21 protein-coding genes and 8 pseudogenes are annotated in these 24,162 nt (G+C 59.1%); 8 read left to right on the forward strand and 21 right to left on the reverse strand.

What is annotated here, in order from left to right:
• Positions 1-310: 310 nt before the first annotated feature.
• The gene (locus ACTVZP_RS20300; RefSeq protein ID WP_443213986.1) at positions 311-493 is read right to left on the reverse strand and encodes a hypothetical protein; all 183 of its coding nucleotides are present in this window, start codon (positions 491-493) and stop codon (positions 311-313) included.
• 422 nt (positions 494-915) lie between these two features.
• Between ACTVZP_RS20300 and ACTVZP_RS20305 the strand changes: the two are divergent.
• Positions 916-1,079 (forward strand): annotated as a pseudogene (locus ACTVZP_RS20305) (IS1634 family transposase); the annotation flags it as partial.
• A gap of 435 nt (positions 1,080-1,514) precedes the next feature.
• A pseudogene (locus ACTVZP_RS20310) lies at positions 1,515-1,797 on the forward strand (IS5/IS1182 family transposase); the annotation flags it as partial.
• A 75-nt stretch (positions 1,798-1,872) separates the two neighbouring features.
• Here the strand turns inward: ACTVZP_RS20310 and fcl are convergent.
• The 8 genes and pseudogenes from fcl to ACTVZP_RS20350 all read right to left on the reverse strand — a co-directional run bounded on the left by fcl (position 1,873) and on the right by ACTVZP_RS20350 (position 8,472).
• Positions 1,873-2,832, reverse strand: a complete 960-nt coding sequence (fcl, locus tag ACTVZP_RS20315; protein WP_443213987.1) for a GDP-L-fucose synthase — start codon at positions 2,830-2,832, stop codon at positions 1,873-1,875.
• Between the two features lie 4 nt (positions 2,833-2,836).
• Positions 2,837-3,958, reverse strand: a complete 1,122-nt coding sequence (gene gmd, locus ACTVZP_RS20320; RefSeq protein WP_443213988.1) for a GDP-mannose 4,6-dehydratase — start codon at positions 3,956-3,958, stop codon at positions 2,837-2,839.
• 82 nt (positions 3,959-4,040) lie between these two features.
• A complete protein-coding gene (locus tag ACTVZP_RS20325) occupies positions 4,041-4,826 on the reverse strand; it encodes a WecB/TagA/CpsF family glycosyltransferase (protein ID WP_443213989.1) in 786 nt (261 codons plus the stop codon).
• Positions 4,827-5,053: 227 nt separating this feature from the next.
• On the reverse strand, positions 5,054-5,881 hold the full coding sequence (locus tag ACTVZP_RS20330; protein ID WP_443213990.1) for a GNAT family N-acetyltransferase: 828 nt from the start codon (positions 5,879-5,881) through the stop codon (positions 5,054-5,056).
• A 99-nt stretch (positions 5,882-5,980) separates the two neighbouring features.
• Positions 5,981-6,862: a polysaccharide deacetylase family protein gene (locus tag ACTVZP_RS20335; RefSeq protein WP_443213991.1), complete on the reverse strand. Its 882-nt coding sequence runs from the start codon at positions 6,860-6,862 to the stop codon at positions 5,981-5,983.
• 725 nt (positions 6,863-7,587) lie between these two features.
• Positions 7,588-8,037 (reverse strand): hypothetical protein, encoded by a 450-nt coding sequence (locus ACTVZP_RS20340; protein ID WP_443213992.1) that lies wholly within the window; start codon positions 8,035-8,037, stop codon positions 7,588-7,590.
• A gap of 18 nt (positions 8,038-8,055) precedes the next feature.
• Positions 8,056-8,250 (reverse strand): annotated as a pseudogene (locus ACTVZP_RS20345) (DDE-type integrase/transposase/recombinase); the annotation flags it as partial.
• A 3-nt stretch (positions 8,251-8,253) separates the two neighbouring features.
• On the reverse strand, positions 8,254-8,472 hold the full coding sequence (locus ACTVZP_RS20350) for a hypothetical protein (RefSeq protein ID WP_443213993.1): 219 nt from the start codon (positions 8,470-8,472) through the stop codon (positions 8,254-8,256).
• 366 nt (positions 8,473-8,838) lie between these two features.
• Here ACTVZP_RS20350 and tnpA point away from each other — a divergent pair, with 366 nt between their 5' ends.
• Genes tnpA through ACTVZP_RS20370 form a run of 4 tightly spaced genes read left to right on the forward strand, consistent with a single transcriptional unit; the run spans position 8,839 to position 11,572 of the window.
• Entirely contained in the window at positions 8,839-9,246 is a 408-nt protein-coding gene (gene tnpA / locus ACTVZP_RS20355; protein ID WP_443213994.1) for an IS66-like element accessory protein TnpA, read from the forward strand.
• Positions 9,243-9,593, forward strand: coding sequence for an IS66 family insertion sequence element accessory protein TnpB (gene tnpB / locus ACTVZP_RS20360; protein ID WP_011842166.1), 351 nt, complete (start codon positions 9,243-9,245; stop codon positions 9,591-9,593). The genes tnpA and tnpB overlap by 4 nt, the downstream gene beginning before the upstream one ends.
• Positions 9,594-9,650: 57 nt before the next feature.
• Positions 9,651-11,273, forward strand: a complete 1,623-nt coding sequence (gene tnpC / locus ACTVZP_RS20365) for an IS66 family transposase (protein ID WP_443213995.1) — start codon at positions 9,651-9,653, stop codon at positions 11,271-11,273.
• Positions 11,273-11,572, forward strand: coding sequence for a hypothetical protein (locus ACTVZP_RS20370; protein ID WP_443213996.1), 300 nt, complete (start codon positions 11,273-11,275; stop codon positions 11,570-11,572). The genes tnpC and ACTVZP_RS20370 overlap by 1 nt, the downstream gene beginning before the upstream one ends.
• A gap of 712 nt (positions 11,573-12,284) precedes the next feature.
• Here ACTVZP_RS20370 and ACTVZP_RS20375 read toward each other — a convergent pair.
• The 8 genes and pseudogenes from ACTVZP_RS20375 to ACTVZP_RS20410 form a co-directional block, all read right to left on the reverse strand.
• A complete protein-coding gene (locus ACTVZP_RS20375) occupies positions 12,285-13,358 on the reverse strand; it encodes an O-antigen ligase family protein (RefSeq protein ID WP_443213997.1) in 1,074 nt (357 codons plus the stop codon).
• A gap of 315 nt (positions 13,359-13,673) precedes the next feature.
• Entirely contained in the window at positions 13,674-14,780 is a 1,107-nt protein-coding gene (locus ACTVZP_RS20380) for a glycosyltransferase family 4 protein (protein WP_443213998.1), read from the reverse strand.
• Positions 14,773-15,291 carry a serine acetyltransferase gene (locus ACTVZP_RS20385; RefSeq protein ID WP_443213999.1) on the reverse strand — a complete coding sequence of 173 codons (519 nt, stop codon included), beginning with the start codon at positions 15,289-15,291 and terminating at the stop codon, positions 14,773-14,775. Before ACTVZP_RS20385 ends, ACTVZP_RS20380 begins: the two co-directional genes overlap by 8 nt.
• Positions 15,288-16,505 carry a hypothetical protein gene (locus tag ACTVZP_RS20390; RefSeq protein ID WP_443214000.1) on the reverse strand — a complete coding sequence of 406 codons (1,218 nt, stop codon included), beginning with the start codon at positions 16,503-16,505 and terminating at the stop codon, positions 15,288-15,290. The genes ACTVZP_RS20385 and ACTVZP_RS20390 overlap by 4 nt, the downstream gene beginning before the upstream one ends.
• Positions 16,502-17,488, reverse strand: a complete 987-nt coding sequence (gene murB, locus ACTVZP_RS20395) for a UDP-N-acetylmuramate dehydrogenase (RefSeq protein WP_443214001.1) — start codon at positions 17,486-17,488, stop codon at positions 16,502-16,504. Before murB ends, ACTVZP_RS20390 begins: the two co-directional genes overlap by 4 nt.
• The gene (locus tag ACTVZP_RS20400) at positions 17,476-18,735 is read right to left on the reverse strand and encodes a UDP-N-acetylglucosamine 1-carboxyvinyltransferase (protein WP_443214002.1); all 1,260 of its coding nucleotides are present in this window, start codon (positions 18,733-18,735) and stop codon (positions 17,476-17,478) included. The genes murB and ACTVZP_RS20400 overlap by 13 nt, the downstream gene beginning before the upstream one ends.
• Before the next feature lie 14 nt (positions 18,736-18,749).
• On the reverse strand, positions 18,750-19,256 hold the full coding sequence (locus ACTVZP_RS20405; protein ID WP_443214003.1) for a serine O-acetyltransferase: 507 nt from the start codon (positions 19,254-19,256) through the stop codon (positions 18,750-18,752).
• A 558-nt stretch (positions 19,257-19,814) separates the two neighbouring features.
• Positions 19,815-20,373: pseudogene (locus ACTVZP_RS20410) on the reverse strand (transposase); the annotation flags it as partial.
• A gap of 66 nt (positions 20,374-20,439) precedes the next feature.
• Between ACTVZP_RS20410 and ACTVZP_RS20415 the strand changes: the two are divergent.
• Positions 20,440-20,737: pseudogene (locus ACTVZP_RS20415) on the forward strand (transposase); the annotation flags it as partial.
• 121 nt (positions 20,738-20,858) lie between these two features.
• Here the strand turns inward: ACTVZP_RS20415 and ACTVZP_RS20420 are convergent.
• Positions 20,859-20,995, reverse strand: a pseudogene (locus ACTVZP_RS20420) (IS110-like element ISMmg1 family transposase); the annotation flags it as partial.
• Between the two features lie 42 nt (positions 20,996-21,037).
• Here ACTVZP_RS20420 and ACTVZP_RS20425 point away from each other — a divergent pair.
• Positions 21,038-21,481: pseudogene (locus ACTVZP_RS20425) on the forward strand (transposase); the annotation flags it as partial.
• On the opposite strand, the gene ACTVZP_RS20430 reads toward ACTVZP_RS20425, so the two are convergent.
• The 3 genes and pseudogenes from ACTVZP_RS20430 to ACTVZP_RS20440 all read right to left on the reverse strand — a co-directional run bounded on the left by ACTVZP_RS20430 (position 21,431) and on the right by ACTVZP_RS20440 (position 23,614).
• Positions 21,431-22,750, reverse strand: a complete 1,320-nt coding sequence (locus ACTVZP_RS20430) for a lipopolysaccharide biosynthesis protein (RefSeq protein WP_443214004.1) — start codon at positions 22,748-22,750, stop codon at positions 21,431-21,433. The pseudogene ACTVZP_RS20425 and the gene ACTVZP_RS20430 sit on opposite strands and share 51 nt — an antisense overlap.
• Positions 22,751-22,865: 115 nt before the next feature.
• Positions 22,866-23,141, reverse strand: a pseudogene (locus ACTVZP_RS20435) (UDP-glucose 6-dehydrogenase); the annotation flags it as partial.
• Positions 23,142-23,248: 107 nt separating this feature from the next.
• Positions 23,249-23,614 carry a MarR family EPS-associated transcriptional regulator gene (locus ACTVZP_RS20440; protein WP_443214005.1) on the reverse strand — a complete coding sequence of 122 codons (366 nt, stop codon included), beginning with the start codon at positions 23,612-23,614 and terminating at the stop codon, positions 23,249-23,251.
• Between the last annotated feature and the right edge of the window lie 548 nt (positions 23,615-24,162).

A 24,162-nucleotide genomic window follows, 5' to 3' on the forward strand; every position in this document is an offset into this window, starting at 1 on the left:
GGGCCCGGATCGCCAGACCGGGGGGACGTCGACTCCGGGCCAGGCGCGCGCCGAGGCAAATCACGGGCGCGCGGCCGAGGAAACATGACCCGAAGAGCGCCGGATCCTGACGCGGAGCCCCCGACCCCCGCCTTCCGGACAGCCAGGGTATGCGGCCCATTCGCGGAAGGCGGTGACGCCCCTGTCTTCCTACGCCGCGGCGGGCCAGGCGCTCAGGGTCTCGCGGAGCAAGGCATGGAACTCGTCGCGTGGATCCGGCGCGCGAACCCGAAGGCCCGTCGCCTGCAGGAGCCCCGCCTTCGAGCCGCAATCAAGTCGGCGGCCGCGAAAGCAGGAACCCGTAGACCTGCCCGACAGCCCGGATCTCCTCCGCGATCGCATCGGTCAGCTGGATCTCGACCGCCGATCCGACCCTCTGCCGGTCGAGATGCGCCATCACCCGCGGCGTCAGGATGTAGCGGCCGATCACCGCGAGGGTTGATGTTGAGGACATGGGCATGATGGAGCAGGCGGTCCAAGATTGCGGTAGCCAGCAGCTCGGTCCAGTCGCGGATGCTCTTGTTCGCGCTCGGATCCGAGGGAAGCCTCATCTTCGACAATTGCACCGGCACCCTGTCCTCGGCCGATCCCGAGAGCCGTGGACCCTCATCTGCGCGGGAGGCGAGGCGATAGCCTTCGGATTCTGCCTGTGAGGTGGACAGTCCGAACCTCGCCGCCGCGCAGCGTGTGGCCTGTGGAAGAGGGAGATGTCATTCCGGGATCAGGATCCGCGAGCCTCACAAGCGCGGCCCCGCTTGTCCGGGAGGCCGTGCGCGCTGGCCGGCACGACCCTCATCCGGGCCGGTCCGACGACCCGGCAGCCCCCAAGGCCCGTGCTCCCCTTCGAGCCGGGGGCTGCCGCTCGCCATCGGGCCAATCCGGAAGCGGCTGAAGGCAAAGGGGCACGCGGCGAGCCCCCGCACCGCCTTGGAGATGCTGGCCCGCATCCAGAAGCACACGGCCCATATCGGCAGCCGCACCCTCAACGGCACACCCCGAAGCAACTCGATCTCTTTGACGCCCTGAGCCTGCCAAAACCGCCTGTCGCAGCTCCATTTTGGCAAACGCGCCATCTTGGAGCAAAGGAAATCAACCGCTTATTCGTTTTCCTGATGAACTTCGGCAGCCTTCAACAAGGTGCCACCGAGCACGCGGCATTGATTTGGGACCTGATCCGCGAACACCATAAGGGCCCGCGGCATGGAAGTGGCCGCATCAGAGACCGGACACATGTCAGCACCCGACGACGGGCTACGAGCCTGCAAATACCCTCTTGCGAAAGGGACGCTTACACATGTTGCAGAATTTCCGCCCGGAAGGAGTCACATCAGAAATCCATGGCGTTAGACGGGTGGCATGACGAAGCCTGCACGCCCACGATACCGCACGACGAACTGGTCCACCTACAACCGGGCGCTCCGCAGGCGCGGGTCGCTGCTGATCTGGTTGGACAGGGAGATCGCCTGGCTCAAGCCACGGCTGTCATCCCGATCCGCAAGAACGGCCGACCGTGGAAAGATGACGGCCCCTCCGCCCGCGACCGCAACGAGACCCTGCGCGCCACCCGGCACTTTGGCCGGGCGCTCTGGAAGCGATGGACCGGCTACCATGCTCGAAGCCGCATCGAGGCGAGGATGCGGTGCCTCAAGGCTCTTGGCGAACGCATCATGGCACGGGACCCTGACCGCCGAGATCCACATCCGCGTCGCGCTCATGAACCGCTTCAACGCACTTGGCACCGCCGAGATCGTCCGCGTCGTCTGCCGTCAGGCGGGTAAGGGGCAGTCACGCCTCAAGGTGGGTTCTGCAACAACGCCGTATGATAGTGAATTCTTAGCGCCTAAAGGTCTCCGAATTGGCCAGGAACCATTGATAAGTTTCCCCAAGCCCCTGATCCAATCCGATCTCTGCGGACCAGCCCATTTGGGTCAGCCGCGAAACATCCATCAGCTTTCGCACTGTGCCGTCAGGTTTGCTCGGGTCGGTCACGATGCGCCCCGTGTAGCCGGTGATCGCGGCAACTTTGTGGGCGAGCTCTAAGATTGAGATGTCGGTGCCTGAGCCGACATTGACATGGCTGAGCATCGGCTGAGTATTGGCCTCGTAATCCGCCTTTGGCAGGTCGAGGACAAAGAGCGAGGCCGCAGCCATATCGTCTACATGTAGGAACTCGCGCCGCGGCGTGCCGCTGCCCCAGATCATTACCTCTTCGGCCCCTGTTTGCACTGCTTCATGGAAGCGGCGGATCAGGGCGGGCAGAACGTGGCTGTTCTCTGAATGGAAATTGTCACCCGGCCCGTATAGGTTGGTCGGCATGACCGAGCGGTAGTCGGTTCCGTGCTGGCGGTTGTAGCTTTCGCAGAGCTTGATCCCAGCGATCTTGGCGATAGCATAGGGCTCGTTCGTCGGCTCCAGCACGCCGGTCAGGAGCGCATCCTCTCGCATCGGCTGCGGCACGGCGCGGGGATAGATGCACGACGATCCAAGCTGCAAAAGCCGTGTGACGCCAGCGGCATAGGCCTGATGGATGACATTCGCCTCGATCATCAGGTTTTCATAAAGAAAGTCGGCGGGATAGCTGTTGTTCGCCAGAATGCCGCCCACTTTGGCGGCGGCAAGGATCACCACATCGGGGCGCTCAGACCGCATAAACTCACGCACAGTGGCCTGATCTGTCAGATCCAGTTCCGAGTGGGTGCGGGTGACGATGTTGGTTTCTCCGCGTGTCTGTAACTGCCGCAGGATTGCGCCCCCGACCATGCCTCGGTGACCAGCGAGATAGATCTTACTCATTGCTTTAGGCCTCGATCGACATAGGCAGATCCAGCCCGTGTTCGCGCAAAAGGCGCGTGCGACGTGCGTTCTGCAGGTCATGGGTAACCATTTCGGCACACATCTCCTGAACGGTGATCTCGGGCGACCAGCCGAGCTTCGCCTTGGCCTTGGAGGGATCGCCGAGCAGGGTTTCGACTTCGGCGGGCCGGAAATAGCGCGGGTCGATGCGAACGATGACATCGTCCACCGAAAGCGCAGGAGCGGCGGCGCCCTCGATCGCCTCGACTATGCCAACCTCGCCCAGACCTTGGCCTTCAAATCGTAGGCGGATACCCAGCTCGGCAGCGGACCATTCGATGAACTGGCGCACGGAATATTGCACGCCCGTTGCGATGACAAAATCGTCAGGCTTGTCTTGTTGTAGCATCATCCACTGCATTCGAACGTAATCTTTGGCGTGACCCCAGTCGCGCAGTGCGTCGATGTTGCCCATGTAGAGGCAAGGCTCCAACCCCTGAGCAATATTAGCCAGACCTCGTGTGATCTTGCGGGTCACGAATGTCTCACCGCGACGGGGACTTTCGTGATTAAAGAGGATACCGTTGCATGCATACATTCCATAAGCCTCGCGGTAGTTGACTGTAATCCAATAGGCATAGATCTTGGCCACCGCATAGGGGCTACGTGGGTGGAAGGGCGTCGTTTCAGTCTGCGGGCTTTCGTGCACGAGGCCGTAAAGCTCTGAGGTCGAAGCCTGATAGAAGCGGGTCTTCTTTTCTAACCCCAGAAAGCGGATTGCCTCAAGCAAGCGCAAGGTGCCGGTAGCGTCAACATCAGCGGTATATTCAGGAGCTTCGAAGCTAACCGCTACATGGCTCTGAGCGCCGAGATTATATACCTCGTCCGGCTGCACCTCTGACAGGATCCGCGTAAGATTTGAGCTATCCGTCAAATCGCCATAGTGAAGCTTGAACCGGGCATTATCGCCATGTGGATCTTCATAAATATGGTCGATCCGCTGGGTGTTAAAAGACGACGAACGGCGTTTGATGCCATGGACCTCATAGCCCTTCTCCAGAAGGAATTCGGCCAAATAGGATCCATCCTGACCGGTGATACCGGTGATAAGCGCGCGTTTAGTCATACTAGATCCTCCTTTTCGGTTCCGCCTTTCCGACGTAGCGGCAGAGGACCCGGCGACCGGTCTTCGTGCTCTCTGTTTTGGGTCATTCATTTCTCCTTTGAGTGCCACCTCTGTTTTCCCCGAGGCGTAGGATTTCCAGCAGCATGTAGCCGAGATACCTGGGTATCGAATAAGCAATTCGGCGCCAATGGCGGCGCGGTTGCATTGCTAAACGATGCACCCATTCCAAGCCGAGCTTCTGTATTGTCGGATTTGATCGTCGGAGTTGCTCGGAGTAGAAATCAAACACGGCGCCGATTGCGCCGGCGTACTTCACCGGCAGTCGGTGGCGGTTCTCGGCAATCCACTTCTCCTGCTTGGGGGCAGTCATGCCGACCCAGAGAACATCGGCACCGGACTCGGCTACAGCATTGATCATCTCCCCAAGCTCCGCGTCAGTGTAGTCCGGCTTGAAGGGGGGCGAATAAGTGCCAGCTAGGCGCACATTGGGGTAATCTTTCGCCAGCCGCTTCGAAATCAGGCTCAACGTATGTTCGGTGCTTCCAAGGAAGAACACACTGCCGCTTCTTTCATTCAACGCTGTCATCATGTCTTCAAATACATCCGGCCCGGTGATACGCTCGGCAATATGGCGGCCCATCATGCGTCCCGACCAAACCAGTGCGATCCCGTCGGGAACAAGCCAATCGGCCGAACGCAGCGCCGAGTCGAAAGCCGCGTCGTCCTTCGCGACCACGTAGGAGTGCACATTCAGGCAGGCCATCCAGCGACACGCGCGCTGATCATCATCCAGCACACCTTGCATTTCTGCGAGGCACGCCGCGCGGGGATTGGCTTCAATGAGGTAGCCCATCGTTTCAAGCTTCATAAAAAGGACCCTTTATCATGCTCTACGTTAAATTTGACCCGCTGACGCATTCAATACTTCGATAGTGTCCACGTTATGTCCGTTGGCCGCTTCTCGAATGCAAGCTTCAAGCGCGGCACGCCCGAAGATACGTACGAAAATTGGCGTGTGGCCGACCGTCGATTAGGATATCGGGCGAATTTCTGAACCGGAACTGCTGCCGAATACGTTTTCTATGTTAATGAGCATTAGAAAGTGTCCATCGAGAGACCGTCGAATTGAATTTTAGCCATGGCGTCCAGCCCCGGTTCGAGGCGGCGCAGGATGACGTGCCAAGGTGATGGCATTAGGGTTGCCGGAAGCAAGGGGCCCTTGCCTTCTTTCGGGTAAACCGGAGTAAGCGGCGCCAGCCCGCGATTGCGGCGCCATGGTGTGGCTGGAATGTCGTTGGGCAGATCTGTTCGTTTCGTGCGGCCTAGCGAGAACACAGTCCGACCGCGGCGGGTATTCACGATGGCTTCATCCTGTCCATAGGGTGTCAGGAAATACTCCGCCGACGGGTTTGACAAACGCCAGCGGACCCAGCCTTCGCCTTGGTCGAGATGGGCATAGCCGGGTACGACGGGCGAAGGTTGCCGCCATAGGGCCAGACCTATCTGGCCCAAATGTTCGAATTCGAGCTTATTGAGGAAGCCGTGGATGGACTGAGCGTTCGCGACGCCGACAATATACTTATAGCCCTCGTTTGCAGCACGCTCATAAGTCGCCGCGGCGAGGCGCGTAAAAAGGCCCCGGCGCTGGTGGTTCGGGTGGGTCGCCGTATTGACGGATAGCACCCCCTGAACGTTTTCCCCGTCCACTCTGTAAATGCGCGGTATAGTCACGTAATGGGCGGCCAACTCACCATCTAGATAAGCATCGAATCCGACTGCGCGGCCATGAGGGTTACTTTCATAAAGCCAATGCAGGTAAGGAGCGGTTAGCTTCCTATTGTGACCATAAGTCAATTCGAACAGGGCGAGATAGTCTTCAATTTTTGCCCGCTCGAGAGCGTTTACAAATTCATACTTCGGCATAATATGAGCCCTTCGAGTTCATGCTTCTCAAGCAGTGGTCGCGCATATTGTCCCTTTGCGCCGACACTCCACAAGTGGCGTGCCACTTGTCGTGAGCGTTCATATCTCCACCTCCTTCTCGAGGTCGAACACCCTAGCATCTTTCCAGGCTATCAGGCCGGCCGCCTTTCTGAGGGTTACGAAATCGAACGCCGCGAGCAGCCTATCCAGCTTTGCCGTAGCGCCAGAAATGCCAACGTAGGACTTGAAACGCCGCGCCGGAGAGAGTCCCGGTATCATCGGCTGGCCGGCGTCGAAGTCGCGTAAATGGAAGTAGGTCATGTTATAGTTGCTCTGGCGGAACAATTGCCGCCCTAGAACCCCAGGGATCAGGCGGAAGTAGCCGCCACCGCCGTACACAAGGGGGCGGCCAAGCACGGTAGCGTAGTTCATCGGAAATTCCCGTATTTCACTACCAGAGGAGGTCCGGATTATAGCAGGGACCCCATCGCCGTATCCTTCGAAACCGCCGTGGGCGCGCGGTGCGGGGAAGATCGAGCAATCGGTGTCGAAGCCCTGCTCGGCAAGAATTTCAAACGCCCATGGAGTTGCCCGCGTGATCGAAAAGCCAGGCGCGCGAAAGGCACGGGGGCGCTGCCCGGTTGCCTTCTCGATGTTTTTGACCGCAGTCTCGAGATCTGTGCGGAAAGCGTCCGGGCTTTGCTCGTAGACAAGTTGATGCATGTTAGAATGACACGCAATTTCGTGCCCGGCCTCATGTACTTTGGCAACCAACTCAGGGAACCGCTCGGCGACCCAACCCAGCACGAAAAAGGTGGCATACACGTTATGATGCGCAAATTGCGCCAACAGCTGTTCAATTTGCCCGGGGATTCGGCTCTCAAAAGCTGCCCACTCGGTTTCGGTCCGGGTGGCCTGATTGTCGAGCACATGGAACCAGTCTTCGAGGTCAACCGTCAAAATATTAAGACTACGCATCATCGTGCCGTTACCTTGGTGCAGAGCGCCGTGGCTGTCATCTGGTGCGCGACCCTGCCGGAAATTGGCGCGCGTTTTTGGGGGGAAACCGGGCTGTCAATCTTGGATGCACGTGTTAATGCCTCTGGCAGTTCACACCTATTTCGCATTTCCCAGCAAGCGTTTGCTTCTAATATGCTACACCGTATTATCATGTCACATCACCCTCCCGCGGCGTTATGGCTTTGCCGTCCTTGACAATCGCCCCTTAGAGCGCGTTATTGTAGAAGGTCGGCGCGACTAATCCGGGCGATCTCGTCGGACGCTTCATGGTTGAAAGCCGCTGATGAGCAACGCTGTATTAGCACGCTCGCCAGGCTGCATGCGACCTGAACCCGCTGCGAAGTTGATGTACTACCCATATACATCTATCTGGCATGACCCCGACGCGGTAGTCAATTCGCACTGCGGATTGTACCTGAAATTGGTTCCGACCAGAGTTTTCCCGGAGCATAGCCTGCATACACATTGAACGTCTTATTTTTCCGTCTCCACAATCCAATTGGGCGCGCGCTAAGAGGCCTCGACAGCGTGCTGTTTCTTAGGCTCCAGACTTCGGTAAAGGGTCCGTTCCGGTCAAGCCGTTTTGCGCATGGGGATGCGCCGCCGGACGGCGATTTTTTGCCTTGAGCAAGTGATCTGCCACCCTGTTCGGTGTTCGTCAACGTGGTTGTCCCGGTCTCTCGTTTTCAGGCTGCGTGTTCGACTGGCCCGGCCATGGGTCCGCCGCCGCCAGCTTCATGGGGGAGCGCGCCGGCGGACGCATGGCCTCCGCACCTGTCACCGGGACGTCCCGGGTTCAGCCAGACCGATCCGATGGGCTGCCAGTTGCGGGTCCGGCCTGACCAGCGCTCCGGATGCGCGGCGCGGGCCAGCTGGTAGACGCGGTCGCGTTCGGGGAGCAAAACCCTGTCCTCGCCGCGGTGGCGCCGCTCGGGCATGACATAGCGGATCGCGCTGTGACGATGCTCAGTGTTGTACCAGCAGACGACGTTCTGAACCCAGGTCCGGGCCTCATCGATCGTGGCGAACCCCGGGTCGGCCATTTTGGCGTGTACTTGTAGGTCCGGAACTGCGCCTCGGAGAAGGCAATGTCGTTGCTGACGCGGGATCGGCTGAAGGACGCCCAGCCGCTCCATCGCCCCCTTCATTGGGCTGCCATTGTCCGCATGGAGTACGAGCGGTCTGGTCAGGCACCGCTCCGACCAGACGGCCCGCTTGAGGACCTCGGCCGCGAAGTCCGAGGTCTCGCGATCATGGACCTCCGAGCCGACGATCTTGCGGCTGAAGATATCGACGATGAGGTAGAGATAGAAGAAGGCCCCGGCGATCGGTCCGGGGAGCCACGTAATATCCTAGCTCCACACCTGGCACGGCCCCTTCGCTTCGAAGCTGGTGGGCGGCTTGCGGCGCGCCGCCGGTCGGGCGCGGCCCCGGCGGTGGATCTGGCCGCGCTCGCGCAACACCCCGTAGAAGCTGGATCCCGAGGCGATGTAGATGTGCTGTTCGACCAGCCGGGGCACGATCTGGCTCGGCGGAAGGCTTGTGAATTCCGGCGTGGCGCAGGTCGCCACGATGCAGTCGCGCTCATCTTCCGAGAGCTTGTTGGCGGGCGGCGATCCTCGCGGATCCCGCCGTCGTGGCCCTGCCAGCGGTGCAGGGTGCGCGGGCTGAGGCCGATCTCGGCACAGGCTGCCGCCTCACGGGCACCTGTCTCCGTGGCCGTGGCGACAAGGACGGCAACCTCATGGCGATCCGAGGCGGAGGTCATTCGTCCTGGCCGTCTTGCGGCCCCAGATCGCGTCCACCCTTTTTCGCAGGATCATCAGCCCGGCGGCCTCGGCCAGCGCCTTCTCCTTACGGGCAAGTTCACGCTCCAGCGTAAGGCTCCGCCGAGGGCCGCCTGCCGGGGCTTGGTTTCATGACTTACGTCATGACGTATGTCATGCGCTAAGGTCGTTTCACAATTTGAAGTCATCGCGGCGGGCGATCTCGGTCGCCGCCGGACCTGGACGGATGCGGAGAAGATCCGGATCGTCGAGGAGAGCTATCGCGGTCACCGGCAAGGCTCGGTGGTCGCGCGTCGCCACGGGATCTCGCGGCCGCTTCTGACGCAATGGCGGCGAGCGTATCACAAGGGGTTGCTGGATGGCGGACGCCCGGTGTTCACGCCGGTGGAGATCGGCCCTGATCTGAGCGACCGACAGCGGGAGGCATCGGCCGTGCGGGCGGCGGATGCCGACGCGCGGATCGAGATCACGCTGGCGAATGGCCGGCGCCTCGCTGTTCCTGCCGACATCGAGGCCGGTGCGCTGATGCGGCTGGTCCAGATCCTGGAGCGGGCATGATCGCCTTTCCGGCGGGGACGCGGGTCTGGATCGCAGGTGGGGTCACCGACATGCGCTGCGGGATGAACTCACTCGCGCTGAAGGTCCAGCAGGGGCTCGGCCGCGACCCGCATGGCGGCGAGATCTTCTGCTTTCGCGGCCGCAAGGCGGACGTGGTGAAGCTGCTGTGGTTCGACGGGGTCGGCGTGTCGCTTTATGCGAAGCGCCTCGAAGCCGGGAAGTTCGTCTGGCCGTCGAGCACCACGGGCGAGGCCGTTGCGATATCCGCAGCCCAGCTCGGCTATCTGCTCGACGGAATTGACTGGCGAAATCCGCGCTGGACGCAGAGGCCGAAGAAGATGGGGTAAGCGGGCAGAAGCTCCTGTATTTGTTGGCTTCCATGGCCGTGCATGGTAGAAGCGGCCATGTCCGATCCCGCGTCCGAACTCGAGAAATTGCGCGCCGCGCTCACTGCTGCGGAGGGTCGTGCATCGGCTGCCGAAGCGGAACTGGCGCAGGCCCGCGCAGTGGTCTCGACCTCGGAGGCGATGATCGCGGGCCTCAAGCTCGAGATCGCGCTGCTCCGGCGCGAGCAATACGGGCGCAGCGCCGAACGGACGGCCCGGCTGATCGATCAGCTGGAACTGCAGCTCGAGGAGCTGGTGACCAATGCCGCCGAGGATCGGGTCCGTGCGGAGAAGACGACGAAGGTCGCCTCCTTCGAGCGCAGGAAGCCGGTGCGCAAACCGTTCCCCGAGCACCTGCCGCGCGAGCGGGTGGTGGTTTCGGCGCCGACCAGCTGCACCTGCTGCGGCTCGGACCGCATCGTGAAGATGGGGGAAGACATCACCGAGACGCTCGAGGTGGTGCCGCGCCAGTGGAAGGTGATCCAGACCGTCCGCGAGAAGTTCACCTGCCGGGCCTGCGAGAAGATCAGCCAGGCGCCGGCGCCGTTCCACCCGATCCCGCGCGGCTGGGCCGGCCCCAGCCTGCTGGCCATGATCATCTACGAGAAATACGGCCAGCATCAGCCGCTGAACCGCCAGGCCGAACGGTATGCGCGGGAGGGCGTGGATCTGAGCCTCTCGACGCTGGCCGACCAGATCGGCGCGGTGGCCGAACTGCTGAAGCCGCTGCACGCGCTGATCGAGGCGCATGTTCGCACTGCGTCCCGCCTGCATGGCGACGACACGACCGTTCCACTGCTGGCACGGGGCGGCACGAAGACGGCGCGGCTCTGGACCTACGTCCGCGATGATCGACCCTTCGGCGGCACCGCCCCGCCCGCCGTATTCTTCAGGTTCTCCCGCGACCGGGGCGGCGAACACCCAGCAGAACATCTCAAAGGCTGGCAGGGGCTTCTGCAAGCTGATGCCTATGCCGGCTACAACCAGCTCTACCGCGGCGACCGCAAGCCGGGGCCGATCCTGCCCGCGCTCTGTTGGAGCCATGCCCGGCGCAAGTTCTTCGAACTGGCCGATGTCGAGGGGAACATCCGCAAGGGCAAGGACGCAGCGGAAATCTCGCCGATCGCCTTCGAGGCGGTGACGCGCATCGACGCGATCTTCGCAATCGAGCGCGAGCTGAACGGCCAGGACCCCGCCGACCGCCTCGCAGCACGACAGGAACGCTCGGCCCCGCTGGTCGAGGATCTGGAGCGCTGGCTCCGGACCGAGCGGGCGCTCCTGTCGAAGCACGCCAAGGTGGCCAAGGCCATCGACTACCTGCTCTCGCCCGACCACTGGCCCGGGTTCACCCGGTTCCTTGAGGACGGCCGGGTCTGTCTGTCGAACAACTGCGCGGAACGGGCGCTGCGCGGAGTGGCCCTCGGCCGCAAGAGCTGGCTCTTCGCCGGCTCCGAGCGCGGCGGCCACCGCGCCGCCTTCATGTATTCCTTGATCGGCACCGCCAAGCTCAACGGCATCGACCCGCAGGCATGGCTCGCGGACGCCATCGCCAGGATCTCGGACCTGCCGGTCTCGCGGTTGTCCGAACTGCTGCCGTGGCACTGGCAGCAACCGGCAGCCAGTTCGGCCGAGGCCGCCTGATGGCCCGCGTCACCCATGTCGTTACCATCGACGAGGTCGCCAAACAGATCGGCGAGAACCTGGAACTTGTCGAGTTCGTCAGCGCCAATTCCGACAACATCGACTATGGCGAGAAGATCTGGGTCGACAACGGAACCGAGGAAGGCATCACGACCTTCACCGACCGCGGCATCGAATGCCTGCAGGAACTCCTCGCCGACATCCGGACCTGGAATGGCGGGATCCTCGGGTTCCTGCACGCAGAAAAGTGCGAACCCGACGTCATCGAGCGCATCATGGCCGATGAGAAAAGCCGGTAAGTCCAGACGGCCCTCGGCGTAAGCTTACGCTCCAGCTGCTGGATGCGCTTCTTGACGTCGCACGTCTCGCGGGTGATCCGGCTGGTGGCCGCCCGTTCCCAGTCGTTGGCGCGCGCGCAGGCTTCGCGCCACACGCCGAGCTGCTCGGGATAGATGCCACGGCGCCGGCAGTATTCGCCCAGCTCGGCCTCGTTCAGCGAGGCTGTCTCGATCACCGCCGCCAGCTTGTCCTCGGAGGTCCAGCCCTCAGGCCCGGCGTTCGCATCTGGCAGGAGCCGCCCCTTCGCCCGAGCCTCCGCCCGCCACTTGGCGAGCGTCGCGACACTGATCCCTTCCTCCTTGGCCAACTGGCCCAAGGGCATGTTGTTCGGCGGCAGCAACTTCATGAGAACCGCCGCCTTCCGTTCCGGTGAATACGCCAACTCGTTGTCCCGCCCGCCTCACCAATACACTTTCGTTATCAGAGCGGGCGACAACTTCCCTGACAGAGGGGGTGGTCCGGCGGCGACCGAGATCGCCCGCCGCGATGACTTCAAACTGTGAAACGACCTTAGCGCATGACATACGCCATGACGTAAGTCATAAAACCAGGCCCCGGCAGGCGGCCCTCGGCGGAGCCTTACCGTCCGTCAGCCAGAAAAGGTTGCTCATAGGTCGGGTATCAGTGCGGAACCTGATCCGCGCGAACCGCCCCAATCAATGTGTCCGGAGCCTAGACGGCTCCTTGCTGATTGGTCGATGCGTGGGCCTTGTTTGCGAGTCCACTCTTTGATCTTATGGTGGCGCTAAAGATGGCCAAAACTAGCAGCAATTCCGGCAGAAATGCCCGTTCGCCCTGCAACGTCAATTGGGCGAGATAGGCACCAGTCAACGCTATGACCAAATTGCCCGCCAAATGGTCTCGTCGCCCGCGCCAAGCCATTCGCACCAATGACAGCGTGTAGGTAAGAAAAATGCCTAAGCCCAAGATTCCCGAATATAACAGCGCATTGAAAAAACTATTGTGTGTCGAAATCCTTAGGTTAACGCGCTCCAGCATACGTTCTTTTCCGTAGTATGGACCAGCGCCGAACAGCCATTCTTCTGGCGGGCTGTCCCAGAACGAATCGATACCCGCAGCCCAGAAACGAATTCTACCCGACGAAAGGTCTCCTCCGGAACCGGACGCGATCGTGTAAATATTCTGACCCTGCAATCGCATCAACAGTGCTTCATTGTCTAGAATGGCGCCCGCTGCAAAGAATATTGTGACCGCCGCCAGGGGCATAATTGCCATAAATCTAATGACATTGAAAGGTAATAAGATGACTATAAGCAACCCTAGCGCGGCCATAGCGTAACCCGTACGTGCGTAAGTTTGAAATGTGCAATACAAAGCAAAAATAGCAAGCAACACGAGAAACGCCGAACTTGCAAGGCCATTTGAACGTTTCGCTGCCCAAATTAAGACAATCGCTGAGGTTCCCATGGTGATCGCGGCGCCATGGGAATGAAAAAAAATCCCGTTGAACCCTCGCCCATCTATGCCAAACAGGCTCAGTTCATAGCCGCCGGCGGAAATAGGGTCCAAAACACCAAGTACGAACGGGATGCCGCTAAGCGAGATAAAAACTGAAACATGTGTTGCAAATCTTAAAACTGCGTCTGGGGCTAGGTGGCGCTTCCGGTGCAGGCCATAGAGGGCAATAAATATCGCTGGGATATAAAGGTACTTTATAGCCTCGCTGCACGTTTCGACCGGCTCTATAATAACTGACGGATTAACCACTGATGCAGCCGAATACATGATCCCCCATAAGGCCACTCCTGGGACGAATTGATACCTTCGTATTAACAGAACGAGCAGACCAACAATACCAATCGCTACGACCTTCCACAAAGCGGCGACATTTAAGGATCCGATGGCGATCGGTTCAATGTAGAAAAGTGCGAAAGCCGCTAGATAGCAAAGGCCAAGCAATATAATCCGATTTAGCTTGCTCCAATTTTTTGAAGGCCGTCGAGCTGAGTGACTAATTTCTATCATTGGCATAGCAGGTCTTGGGAGACGACGGCGGACAGTCGGGTGCGCCTTTGGGCAAAGGCCGAGGCTGTTGTCCCATCAAGATCGCACGTGACTGTAGAAACGCTTTAGCGCGGCGGCATATGAGTGCATAGAATGCCTCCGCAAAATCCTTTCGTGTGCTCGGCGGGATAGGGCTTCAAAAGCACCATTTTCCTTTTCTTGTAGAGCCTTCTTCAGGGCGTCGCTTATGGCCGTCGGCGAGTTTTTTTGGATAAGGTATCCTGTCTCGCCATCAACAACTACGTCGGCGATCATCCCGTCGGCGGTCGCAATGGGAACCACACCCATCGACATCGCCTCTAGCAGAACCATCGGAAGACCCTCCCCACAGAGAGAGGGCATTACTAATACATCTGCCCAGTCATAGGCAGAATCCCGCTCTTCTTCGTGCGCGACTCCGCCGAATACAAAAGACGATCCCAGCGCGGCCCCGAAACGAGGGAGTAGGCCTTGTTCCATTGGTCCCGCCCCATACAAGCGCAAAATAACATCAGTGCGGAGGTCGGGATCTCGTTCGAAGGCGGCGCAAAGTACGTCGAGTCCTTTCTCTTGGCTGAGCCGTCCGAGTGAAAGAACCTTGAGAGGTCCTGAACTGTCGTTCTTCCGCAGGACCCGCGGCACGTTGACTGCGTTTGGAAGAACACCTACACGGGCCGTGTCAGCACCATATAGTCGTATGATTTTTTTGGCTTCCCGCTCTCCTAAGACGAGGATGAGAGCGGGGAGGGACAACATGACGGCAATGAGTCGAGACATCAGCCGCGACGACGGTTCAGTCGAGACGTACGTCCCACCGTGGACGTGGTAGATAACGTGTTTCGAGTAAGACCGCGCTAGGATCAGCAGAATTAAATCGCGCAGAATAGCCAGTGAGTTGAGAGGACCGTTGATGTGGATGATATGCGGACGGTTGCGCAAGACCATCAGCATGAAGCGGAACGGCACTGCGAGTTGTTCGAACGCCCAAGCGAGGCCACGTCTCTGATTGTCGCTTTTGCCAATGATCACTGTCCGGTATGTGATATTAGGCCCATCGCAATTGGTGAGGATACCGCGCACCACCGCCGCGACACCGCTTACGTTCACAAATTGGTCGAGGGAGGGAGTCGTGATCAACACCATCTTTTGTGTAGCCTCAGTCATGGTTTCCAATATCCTGAGTGCGCTTCGGCGCTATTTCTGCTTTTGGGCCGTAAATGACACTGCCGCTGGGACAGTCCTGAGTGACAATCGCTCCGGCACCAATAATACAGTTGGAGCCTATCTCTATATCGCCAATTAACACACAGTTAGCCCCTACGGACACATTATCGCAAATAGTTGGTGAAGGCCCGCCTTCCCATTTTGAACCGATAGTAGTATTCTGGCGAAGCGTGACATTCTTCCCTAGCGTGACCTGTGCGTTTACTACCAAACCAACGCCATGATATACAGCAAGGCCAGGGCCTGCGACGACGCGGTCAGGCAATTCAACTCCCATCACAAATTCGACTATGAACTTGTAGAGAGCGCGGATAGGTAATCCCAGATCTCGGATCGGCCGACTGGAGTGTTGTGCAAACCATCCCGACGTCCTGAAGAATAGTACGATAAACAGAGATTTCACCGAGAGCCGATTGCGCTCCCAATCGGCACGGAGACCTTCGCTTTTCATTTCGGCGCCCTGTGTCGAACGAAGAGCCTTCTACGCAACATCGCCAGCGAACGAAAAGTCTGGCTTCGTTCACGCAACGCAACATAGAAAAAGTACGTAGCCCCCAAAATCAATTCCGGCGTCGGAGGACGCTTAGCGGAAGCGAGCCGTTTGAGGAAGTCGTTGAACCGCCCGGCGGCATGTTCGATTGCAAAATCCTGGCGGATCAGATTCCGAACGCGATCAGCGTCCCTCGAATTGAAGTCCGGCGGCATGATCTCTGCGAGTTCATCAGGATGCGCCCGACCGGAAAAATTGGAACGAATGAGCGCGTGATAGTTGTTAGGTGTAAGAAGGGCGAGCTGCTTCCCATGGTCGAAGGGGACTAACACCTTGAGCCCCACCAATGTGGCTTCAACCGTGCCGCGCCCCGTCGTGATGGCGGTATCGAAATTCGCGAGGAACCGCCCTGCATCATTGACATGGAACGCGTCCGACAGGAACAGAGTGCCTTGGGGGCGATCGTCCAAGAGGCGCCCCATGACCTCCTCATGCTGAATCGAGCCGATCACAGCCAATACTGCCGGCCGACCAGCCGCCTGAGTTGCCCTTAGGTAGTCATATGCACGACGGATTTTATCCTCATAGGCGTGCCCAATACGAGCGACGCACACTATCTTCTCAACATTCTCCACGCAACCTTCAATTTTCTTAAGTTCATGCAGCGCTGATTCCGATAGACGCGTCTGTTTTTTCTTGAGCAGGCTCTCAGATACCCTATTCGGGATCTTGGCTAGCACGGAATTCGGAAGTTTTTCACCGAAGAATCTCTTGTCTTCGTCTGAATACACGACCAAGTTTTCCGGTTTGGGATAATAGAGGGTCAGAGGGGGACCACCGCATTTGACGTAAACAACCTGGATCAAGTCTCTGGCCAAGGCGAACTGGGTGATATTGTAGGCAGCAATGTCATAGCAGAATACGACCTTGGTCCCGGCTTCCAGCAGAAAATTTCGCAGTTGCCGTCGTGCCTCGGCATGTCCGACCCAGCCGTACGGAATGAAAAGGGTTCTAATATCGTCTAGCAGCGGTGTTGGGCTGAAACCGAGATCGAGAACCGTGGGTTCAAAAAAAATGCCTGAGCGTACGGTCTCAACCATACTCAAGTAGTGGCCACCAAAACCCTTATTGAAGTTGAAAGACACAAATGCAATGTCTGCAATTGGCTCGGTCATCTGGTCTCTCCAAGCAAGTCCTGCGTTGCGTCGGTGGCGGGGAAAATCGACCCGTCAGGCGCTACGTACCTCACCTCTGCGCGGAGAGTGGCGCCGAGTTCCCTCGCTGCGGCCCCCGAAATTTCATGGATCAGAGTCAGTACGTCGTTAGCGCGCGCGCCGCCTGTATTGACTATGAAATTTGCGTGTAACGGCGAAACCTGCGCACCGCCGCTTCGACGACCCTTTAAGCCGAGTTTTTCGACGATCTCACCTGGCGGGCCATGTTGGGCGTAAGTCGCAGGATCGCTGACGAAAACCGAGCCGCAATTGGGTTGTTTTCTGGGAAATTTCCGTCGTCGGTCTGCCAGGATATCTAACATTTCGGCGCGGATTTCACCGATGGGACGAAATCCAAATCGCATAACCGTACCAGTGATGATCTCATGATTTTCTTGGTAGATTGATTGGCGGTACGCGAATCCGCATACGTCGGCATTGCGTTGCCGGATGGTGCCCTCAGCATCGACGCTTTCCACCATGGCTATGTGGCTGCCAATCCCCTTACGCTGGCTGCCGCCATTCATGCAGACCAGCCCACCCAGAGTTCCAGGGATGCCGCAGATATGCTCTGCACCGCCAAGACCGGCTTGCATCAGCCGGCGCGCTAGTCCCGGTACCCAGATGCCCGCATCGGCATAGACATCCGGCCCGTCAATACGGATCTCCGCCATACTTTTGCCAATCTGGATACAGGGAACACGTAGTCCGGCATCGTCGAACAGCAGGTTGGTGGCTTGGCCGATCACAAGCGGCCGTATTCCTCGCATCGCAAACCAGCGCATCAAGGCCGCAATCTCGTTGGCGGAAGAGGGGCGAAGCATTAGATCGGCTCGCCCGCCGATCTGCCACCAGCTGAGCGCGGACAGTTCGACGTCGTGAAACACGCCGCCAGGACAGAGCGCGCCCAGTTCGGCTAAGGCAGAGTCAGTTAATCTACCCATTCGGCCACTGCACCCAAAGTCTGAAGCTTTTCGACAAAATCTACGTAGCCTCGGCCGATCTGCCACGCATCAGTGATCGTCGTCTCACCCTCGGCAATCAAGCCACACAAAGCAAGGGAAGCACCTGCCCGCAGATCCAGCGCGCGCACGCTCGCTCCATGTAGCTTGCCTGATTCCCCGTGCACGACCAACATGTCGCCGCGTACTTCGTGCCGCACCCCCATGCGCGCCATCTCCTCGGCATATTCGTAGCGTCCGGGAAAACGCAGATCGACAATGCGCGATTCACCTCGCGCCCGCGCAGCCCAAGCCGCCATGATAGGCTGAACGTCCGAATTGATGCCGGGATGCGGTCCGGTACTGATTTCGATTGGATAGCACTTCCCACCGCGAACAATCAGCGCGTCCTCGTTGCGATACAACCTGGCCCCAGCCGCTTTAAGATGCGCAATCACCACTTCTAGGTCATCATAGGGAAAGCCGACGATCTCGACATCGCCGCCTGTCATGACCGCGCCAATGAGCCAAGTCACGGCTTCCATATTGTCTGCGATCACACGATGTTCGGCGCCGTGCAGACTCTCGACACCGGTAATTTCAATATGCTCCTGACCGAAAACCCTGATCCGCGCGCCCATTTTGCTCAAAAGTGCGATCAGGTCCAAGATTTCTGGGCGAATATGCGGGTTCCATACGCGGGTGATCCCCTTCGCCAAAGTGCCGCAAATAATCGCATTCTCTGTTGCTCCCGTTGACCGCAACGGCAAGTGAATATCCGCGCCCACCAAACCGCCGGCAGTGGCTTCAGCACACAAATAATAGCCCTCGTCCCACACGCGCGCGCCCAAGCGCTCAAGCAACATGACATGCAGGTCGTACTTGCGGTCTCCCAGTTTGCATCCGCCGGGCAGCGGCACACGTCCGGCGCCAAGCCGAGCAGTCAGGGCCCCGAGAATGAGCAGTGTGTTACGGATCGAGCGCCCGGTCCAGTCCAGGACCGGTACCAGTGCAGAAGCCTCGTCAATCTCAATACGATCCCGGGTTGCGCTCGCATGTTTACCCAGAACTCTCAGCATGTCGACATGCACTTGGGCATCCAGCAGTCCGGCCGGATACTGCGTCAGCGACACTCGCCCGGAAGTCAGAAGGCTGGCGGCCAGTAACCGCAACGCTGAATTCTTGGCGCCCGCGAGTGTGACTGAGCCAGTCAGAGGGGGTGACGTAGAGATCTTGATCGTATTCGCCATCTTAGGAATCTTCTTCATTTTGTCTCTAGAAGTTTCACTACGCGTGCCGGAGCACCCACCGCGACTGCATTGTCTGGTATGTCACTCAACACGACTGAGTTGGCGCCGATTACGCAATTTCGGCCCACTTTGACTTTTCCGATGATTGCCGAGCCCGAGAAAATCACGCATCCATCCGAAATTTCTGGGTAGTTCCCTTGCTCCCAATCACCGACCACGCGGCCACCACATGTGACCGACTGGTAGATCGTAACATTGGATCCGATCCTCACCCCGGCACCTATGACAATCGACGTAGGATGAGGCAACCGAAGTCCATCACCGATAACTGCCCTGTTCGAAACATAAACTCCATATCGCTCAAGCCACCGAGAGCATAGGCGTGCACGCAAAAAATAACCGCGACTCCTTGCATGCTGCATAACGTCGACGAGGCAACGAATGCGTCCCGAAACCCGACCAAGAAACAACGAGCGCAAAACCCGGAGTGGACGGAGTCTTCCATTTTTGTTCAAGCTCATCTCTTAGGCTCCAGACCCATTGTTTTGGTCGTTTCGCGTGACTCAGGCATCGCAAGGGGACCTGACCGATGAGCAACCTCTACTCCGGCTTATTAACCGCGCCCGCGCGTTTAGCCGGATGGGGTTGGCGTCCGGGATTTCTCGGTCGCTGTCGCGGCCTCCGGGCGGCGACGAGCTGCGGGATCATCTCGACGGCGAACGGGGATTTTCTTCACCCGATTAAGGCATACCTTATGTCATGCGCCAGGCTCAGGACCTCTTTAAACGGGGTTGTCCCCGTCAAGCCGTTTTGCGCCTGCGGTTTTGTTCTTTTAACCCTTGATCTGCTTTCCTTCTCTGCAGCTTTCGCCTGAGGTCGACCCGGGTGCATGCTTCGGTCCGTGGTCAGCAGCGAAGGCTGCCAACATGATGCTGGTTCAATGCAGTTCCGATGTGCCCATCTCATTGGCGTGCTCGATGCGATCGGCATCAGTCCTGAGCACGGCACCACCGGAGCCGCGTCCCGTGGGGACCTCGAGGGCCCGCGATTAGGCGGGCAGCAGTCTGGAGCTTGTTTCTTCAGTCGGCATGACGCACCGAAGTATTGAAGCGGAAGTCGGTGTCATCCTTCCATATGCGGTGCAGGATCAAGGCGATGCGCCGTGCCAACGCAACCATCGCGCGCTTAGCACCACGACGGCGCCTATGTTCGCAGCCAGCTCGCCCGTCCACGATGCATCATGACGGTTGCCGCCTGGCACAGCGTGCGTCGCCCGCCTTGGTGATCCCGCCCGGTACGTCGCGCTCGCCCGACTGGGTACGAGAGGGCGTCAGGCCGACCCATGGTCCAGCCTTCTTCGACGAGGCGAAGCGAGCAGGATCATCGACCGCGGATCGGTAGGTCAGCGCCGATCGCGGGCCTCGACATCAGCCGACGACAGACCGGATCTTCGTGGGCGAGTTGACGGACCTGGCGTTCCAGGCCTGCAAGCTCTCGCCGCCGCGCTGAGCGCGAGTGGAGCATGGGTTCGGTTGCCGCTTCCAGCATCGGATTGCCTGCCGCCAATTCGCGGATCCGATGTTCGAACCGGCCGCGCGATATGGTGGCGACCTTGGGCCCGAAGTTCCGCGGCAGACCGGCGTTGTTGCAGAACTTCCGCCCGATAGGATTCGCATTACGGAACCATGGCGTTAGACGGGTAGCATGACGAAGCCTGCACGCCGCCGCTATCGCACGATGAACTGGTCCACCTACAACCAGGCGCTCCGGAGGCGTGGGTCTCTGCTGATCTGGCTGGACAGTGAGATTGCTTGGCTCGCGCCACGCCAAGGAAGACCACGGAGGCGGCCGGTGTTCTCGGAGGCGGCGATCCAGTTCTGCCTGTCGATCAAGGGTGAAGGGCGCCCGGAAATCGGTCCTGAGGACCGTTTTCAGCCCTGAACGGGCGGAGCCCTGGTTCCGTCTGCCCCCGAGGCAGACCGCAGGCATGGTCGCCAGTGTATCGACACCAGCGGAATCTGCACAGGTTAAGCCGCTAATGATGCCGGCCGCGCTCCCCCATGGCCGGGCCAGGCGAATAGGCAGCCTGAAAACGAGAGACCGGGTCAACTAGGTTGACGAACACCGGTCAACCGCGCGGCGAAGGTGATCACCGCGTCACGACGCATCCGCCGTCTCACGGCTACCTTACCGCTGCATCCAGTCCAACCACGCTGCAGCTGTTCTTGCCCAGATCAATCCCCAGGATCACAATGCTCATGTCTCGCTCTCCTTCCTTCGTTGAACACCGACATCCTACCCCGAGATCGGCGGGCCCAAGCGGGGCATAAACACCAAACTGCATGCCGTCGTCGATGCGAAGGGTCAACCGATCGGGTTCTTCAGTTCCCCTGGACAGGTCAGCGGCTACACCGGCGCTGCTGGGCAGCCTGCCGAAGGCGGACCGGGGCAACGATGCGGACTGGCTGCGAGAAGCGTTGAATGACAGGGGGATGAAGGTCTGCATCCCCGGCCGGAAATCGTGCAAGAAGGCCGTGAGATAAGACAAGCGGCGGTACAAACGCCGCATCCGCATCGAGATCATGTTCGGTCGCCTCAGGGACTGGAGGCGCGTTTCCACCCGATACGACGGATACCAGAAACCTTCTTCTCCGCTATCGCCCTCGCAGCAACCGTCATGTGCTGGCTCCGAAAATCAATGAGTCTGGGCCCTAAAAACTCTCAAAGCATGAAAAACAACAAGTGAACTACCGAGATAAAATATAGCGGAGAACACCGAATAAAGCTTCACTGCGCCCTGCGGTTCCAAAGAATCCACGCTTGACACCCAAAATATCAATGTTAAACCAATAGCGCGAACCGCGTTTATAGCCATGAAAGCCGACTGTTTCCGAAGCAGGTTCATGAGTTGCATTAAAGGTGCAGAAGTGAATTGAAAAATAATCGCGATCGACAACATAGAAGCGAATGAACCAGCCCTTATCCATTCATCTCCAAAACAAATTTGGAAGATGCTATCGCCGAAAAAGAAAATTATCGCGGCTGGAGCGAGCGCGATGAAGAAGAGTCTGAACTGAACCTCAAGGGCCATCTGCGTGATCTTGCTGGGGTCGGTTTTCATGGCGAGTGCCGCCTCACCGTACAGCGCCTTGCCGGCAGATTGTCCGAGCAGATCCACCGGCATGGCCAGTGCCATGACTGCCAGCCCGAACTGCCCAGCCGTCTGCGGTTCATATAGCGCTGCCATGAAGAGCATGGGCGCCTGCAAAGAAAACGCCATTAAAAACTGTGACGGAACGCGCCAGATCGGGAACCCTCTGTGTTGCCACGCGGCCCTTCGTATGCGGGATGAGCTGACATGGCGCCAGTTGGCGCGGAAATCGGCAGAGGAGCCGCGCAGCAATCGCCCGATTCCGCCCGCCTGCGCCACAACCTGCCCCAAAATGAGGCCCAACGGTTGCAGCGACATGAGCCCCAGCCCGATCTTGACCAGCGCGCCCGCCGCGCTTTGGGTTACGTTCGTTTGCGCGATCATCTTGTAGGCCCGTTTTCGGGTGGCCCACATGGTCAACATTTCGTATGTTGCGGTCCCAAGCACTCCCAAAGCGATCAACCACCACCAGGGGGTCAGCGGCTCCATCGACACGACTGATAGGAGCACCTCGCCCCAAAGCCAAAGCATGATCGCGACAAGCGCCGAAAGGATCAGCATTAAGCAGGTTGAAACAGCGAGCAAGTTCAGAGCCGCGCCGTCATGACGTGGCAGGGGCAAGGCCAAGACATAGCGCAAGGTGACCAGCGGTGCGAGTATCATTACAAGGGACGTGAACACCGCCAGAACCCCGAAATCCTCGGGCGTATAAAGCCGCGTGAGGATCGGAATTGCTGCGATCCCGATGACCCGCCCGATCCCGCTCCCCAAGGCCAGCGTCGCCATGCCCCGGAAAACCCCGCCAGAGGCGCCGCCGAACAGGCGAGCCGAAAGGCGTTGCGTCAGCGCGGCGCGATCAGGCACCGCAACACGCCCTGTACCAGCGCACGGACCCCGCCACCCCGTCGCGGACGTCGGTATTGGGGATGTAACCCGCGAATGACTGAAGCAAAATCGCGTTCGCCGAGGTGGCAGGGACGTCGCAGCGCCGTGTCGGCGTGCCCACCGCAATGAAAACCGCATCAGCGCCGGCCATCGCCTCACGTAGATCGCCTAGGAAACTCAGGCGACCCGCTTTCACATTCTCGACCACCAACTCGTCAAGCCCGGGCTCGCAGATCGGAACTTCGCCTGTGTTCAATGTCTCGACTTTCCAAGGACCCCTATCGACATAGATCACCTCATGACCAGAGTCCAAAGAGCCTACGTCCGAGATCAACCCGACGTATCCCGTTCCAATCATTGCAATTTTCATGTGAGATGGATTACTGGTTCTGTAAATTGCTGATTCTACGATGTTCCAAGGCGTCTGTTCTCTCTATTTTGAACGCCCGACGCCAAACGCCCGATAATGCAAATCTCTCAGCGACCATCCGGCGACAACTCGGCGTCGATGTCTATTTGTTGCGTCAACACATCGATCTCTGCCTTTAGGGCATTGTATTCTTCCATTTTCCGAGCCAAGAACCTTCGGGTGATAGCCGTCTTTTCTGCCACCCCCTTGCGGGTCAGGGTGTACGCGTATCGCCGCTTATCTTGGGCTGCCGTGAAATTCCCCAACTTAACCAAGCCTTTCTCTATCATCGCGGTCAGCACGTAGTGCATGCCCCCAACGCTGACCCCGACCGCTGCCGCCAGCTCCCGCTGGGACATTTCAGGGTTATCTTGCAGCAGTCGAAGAACGAGGAAATGCGTGTCCTCTTGCAGCTTGGTGCGTTTGCTGGTCATTTTATGATTTTCTCAGGCTACCGCACAAGGAATGCCCATGGGGCGCCTTGTTGGACGCAAAGTGAGGGGAAAAAAGACCCACATCGCTCAGTCTTGAGCAATAGCAAATGCTGCGGGCGCGAACAAGAGGGAAATTCAGAGTTCCAAGAGACCTTGCATCACGAGGTCCCTATCGTCGGCACTCGACGCAGTTCAAGCTGCAGCTCTGCCAGGACATCCGCACTGGCATTCTTGGGCGGCGCGATGCGCGGCGCATGTACCAGATTAGCGCCAACCTCATCCAGGCGGCCCACGCCTACGGGATCGGGCCAAAGCGATTGCCGAGAGAACCGGGCCGCGTAAGGCCAAGGTCGCGCTGACCCTGAAACTGGCGGTCACCCTGCAAGCCATGTAGCGCACCAACACGCCCTTCCAGGAGGCGGCGGCATACGAAAAACGAACCGAACGAAGCCGACGGCCAGCGCAACGGAGTGCTTCCAGCCGGGTCGCACGGCGAGGGTGAGATCGCTCCCGGGTATGCGGCACCGACCGCGCACACCACTTCGATC

Origin of the sequence: Rhodobacter sp. NSM (assembly GCF_052244495.1) — a bacterium.
Taxonomy (GTDB): Bacteria; Pseudomonadota; Alphaproteobacteria; order Rhodobacterales; family Rhodobacteraceae; genus Cereibacter_A.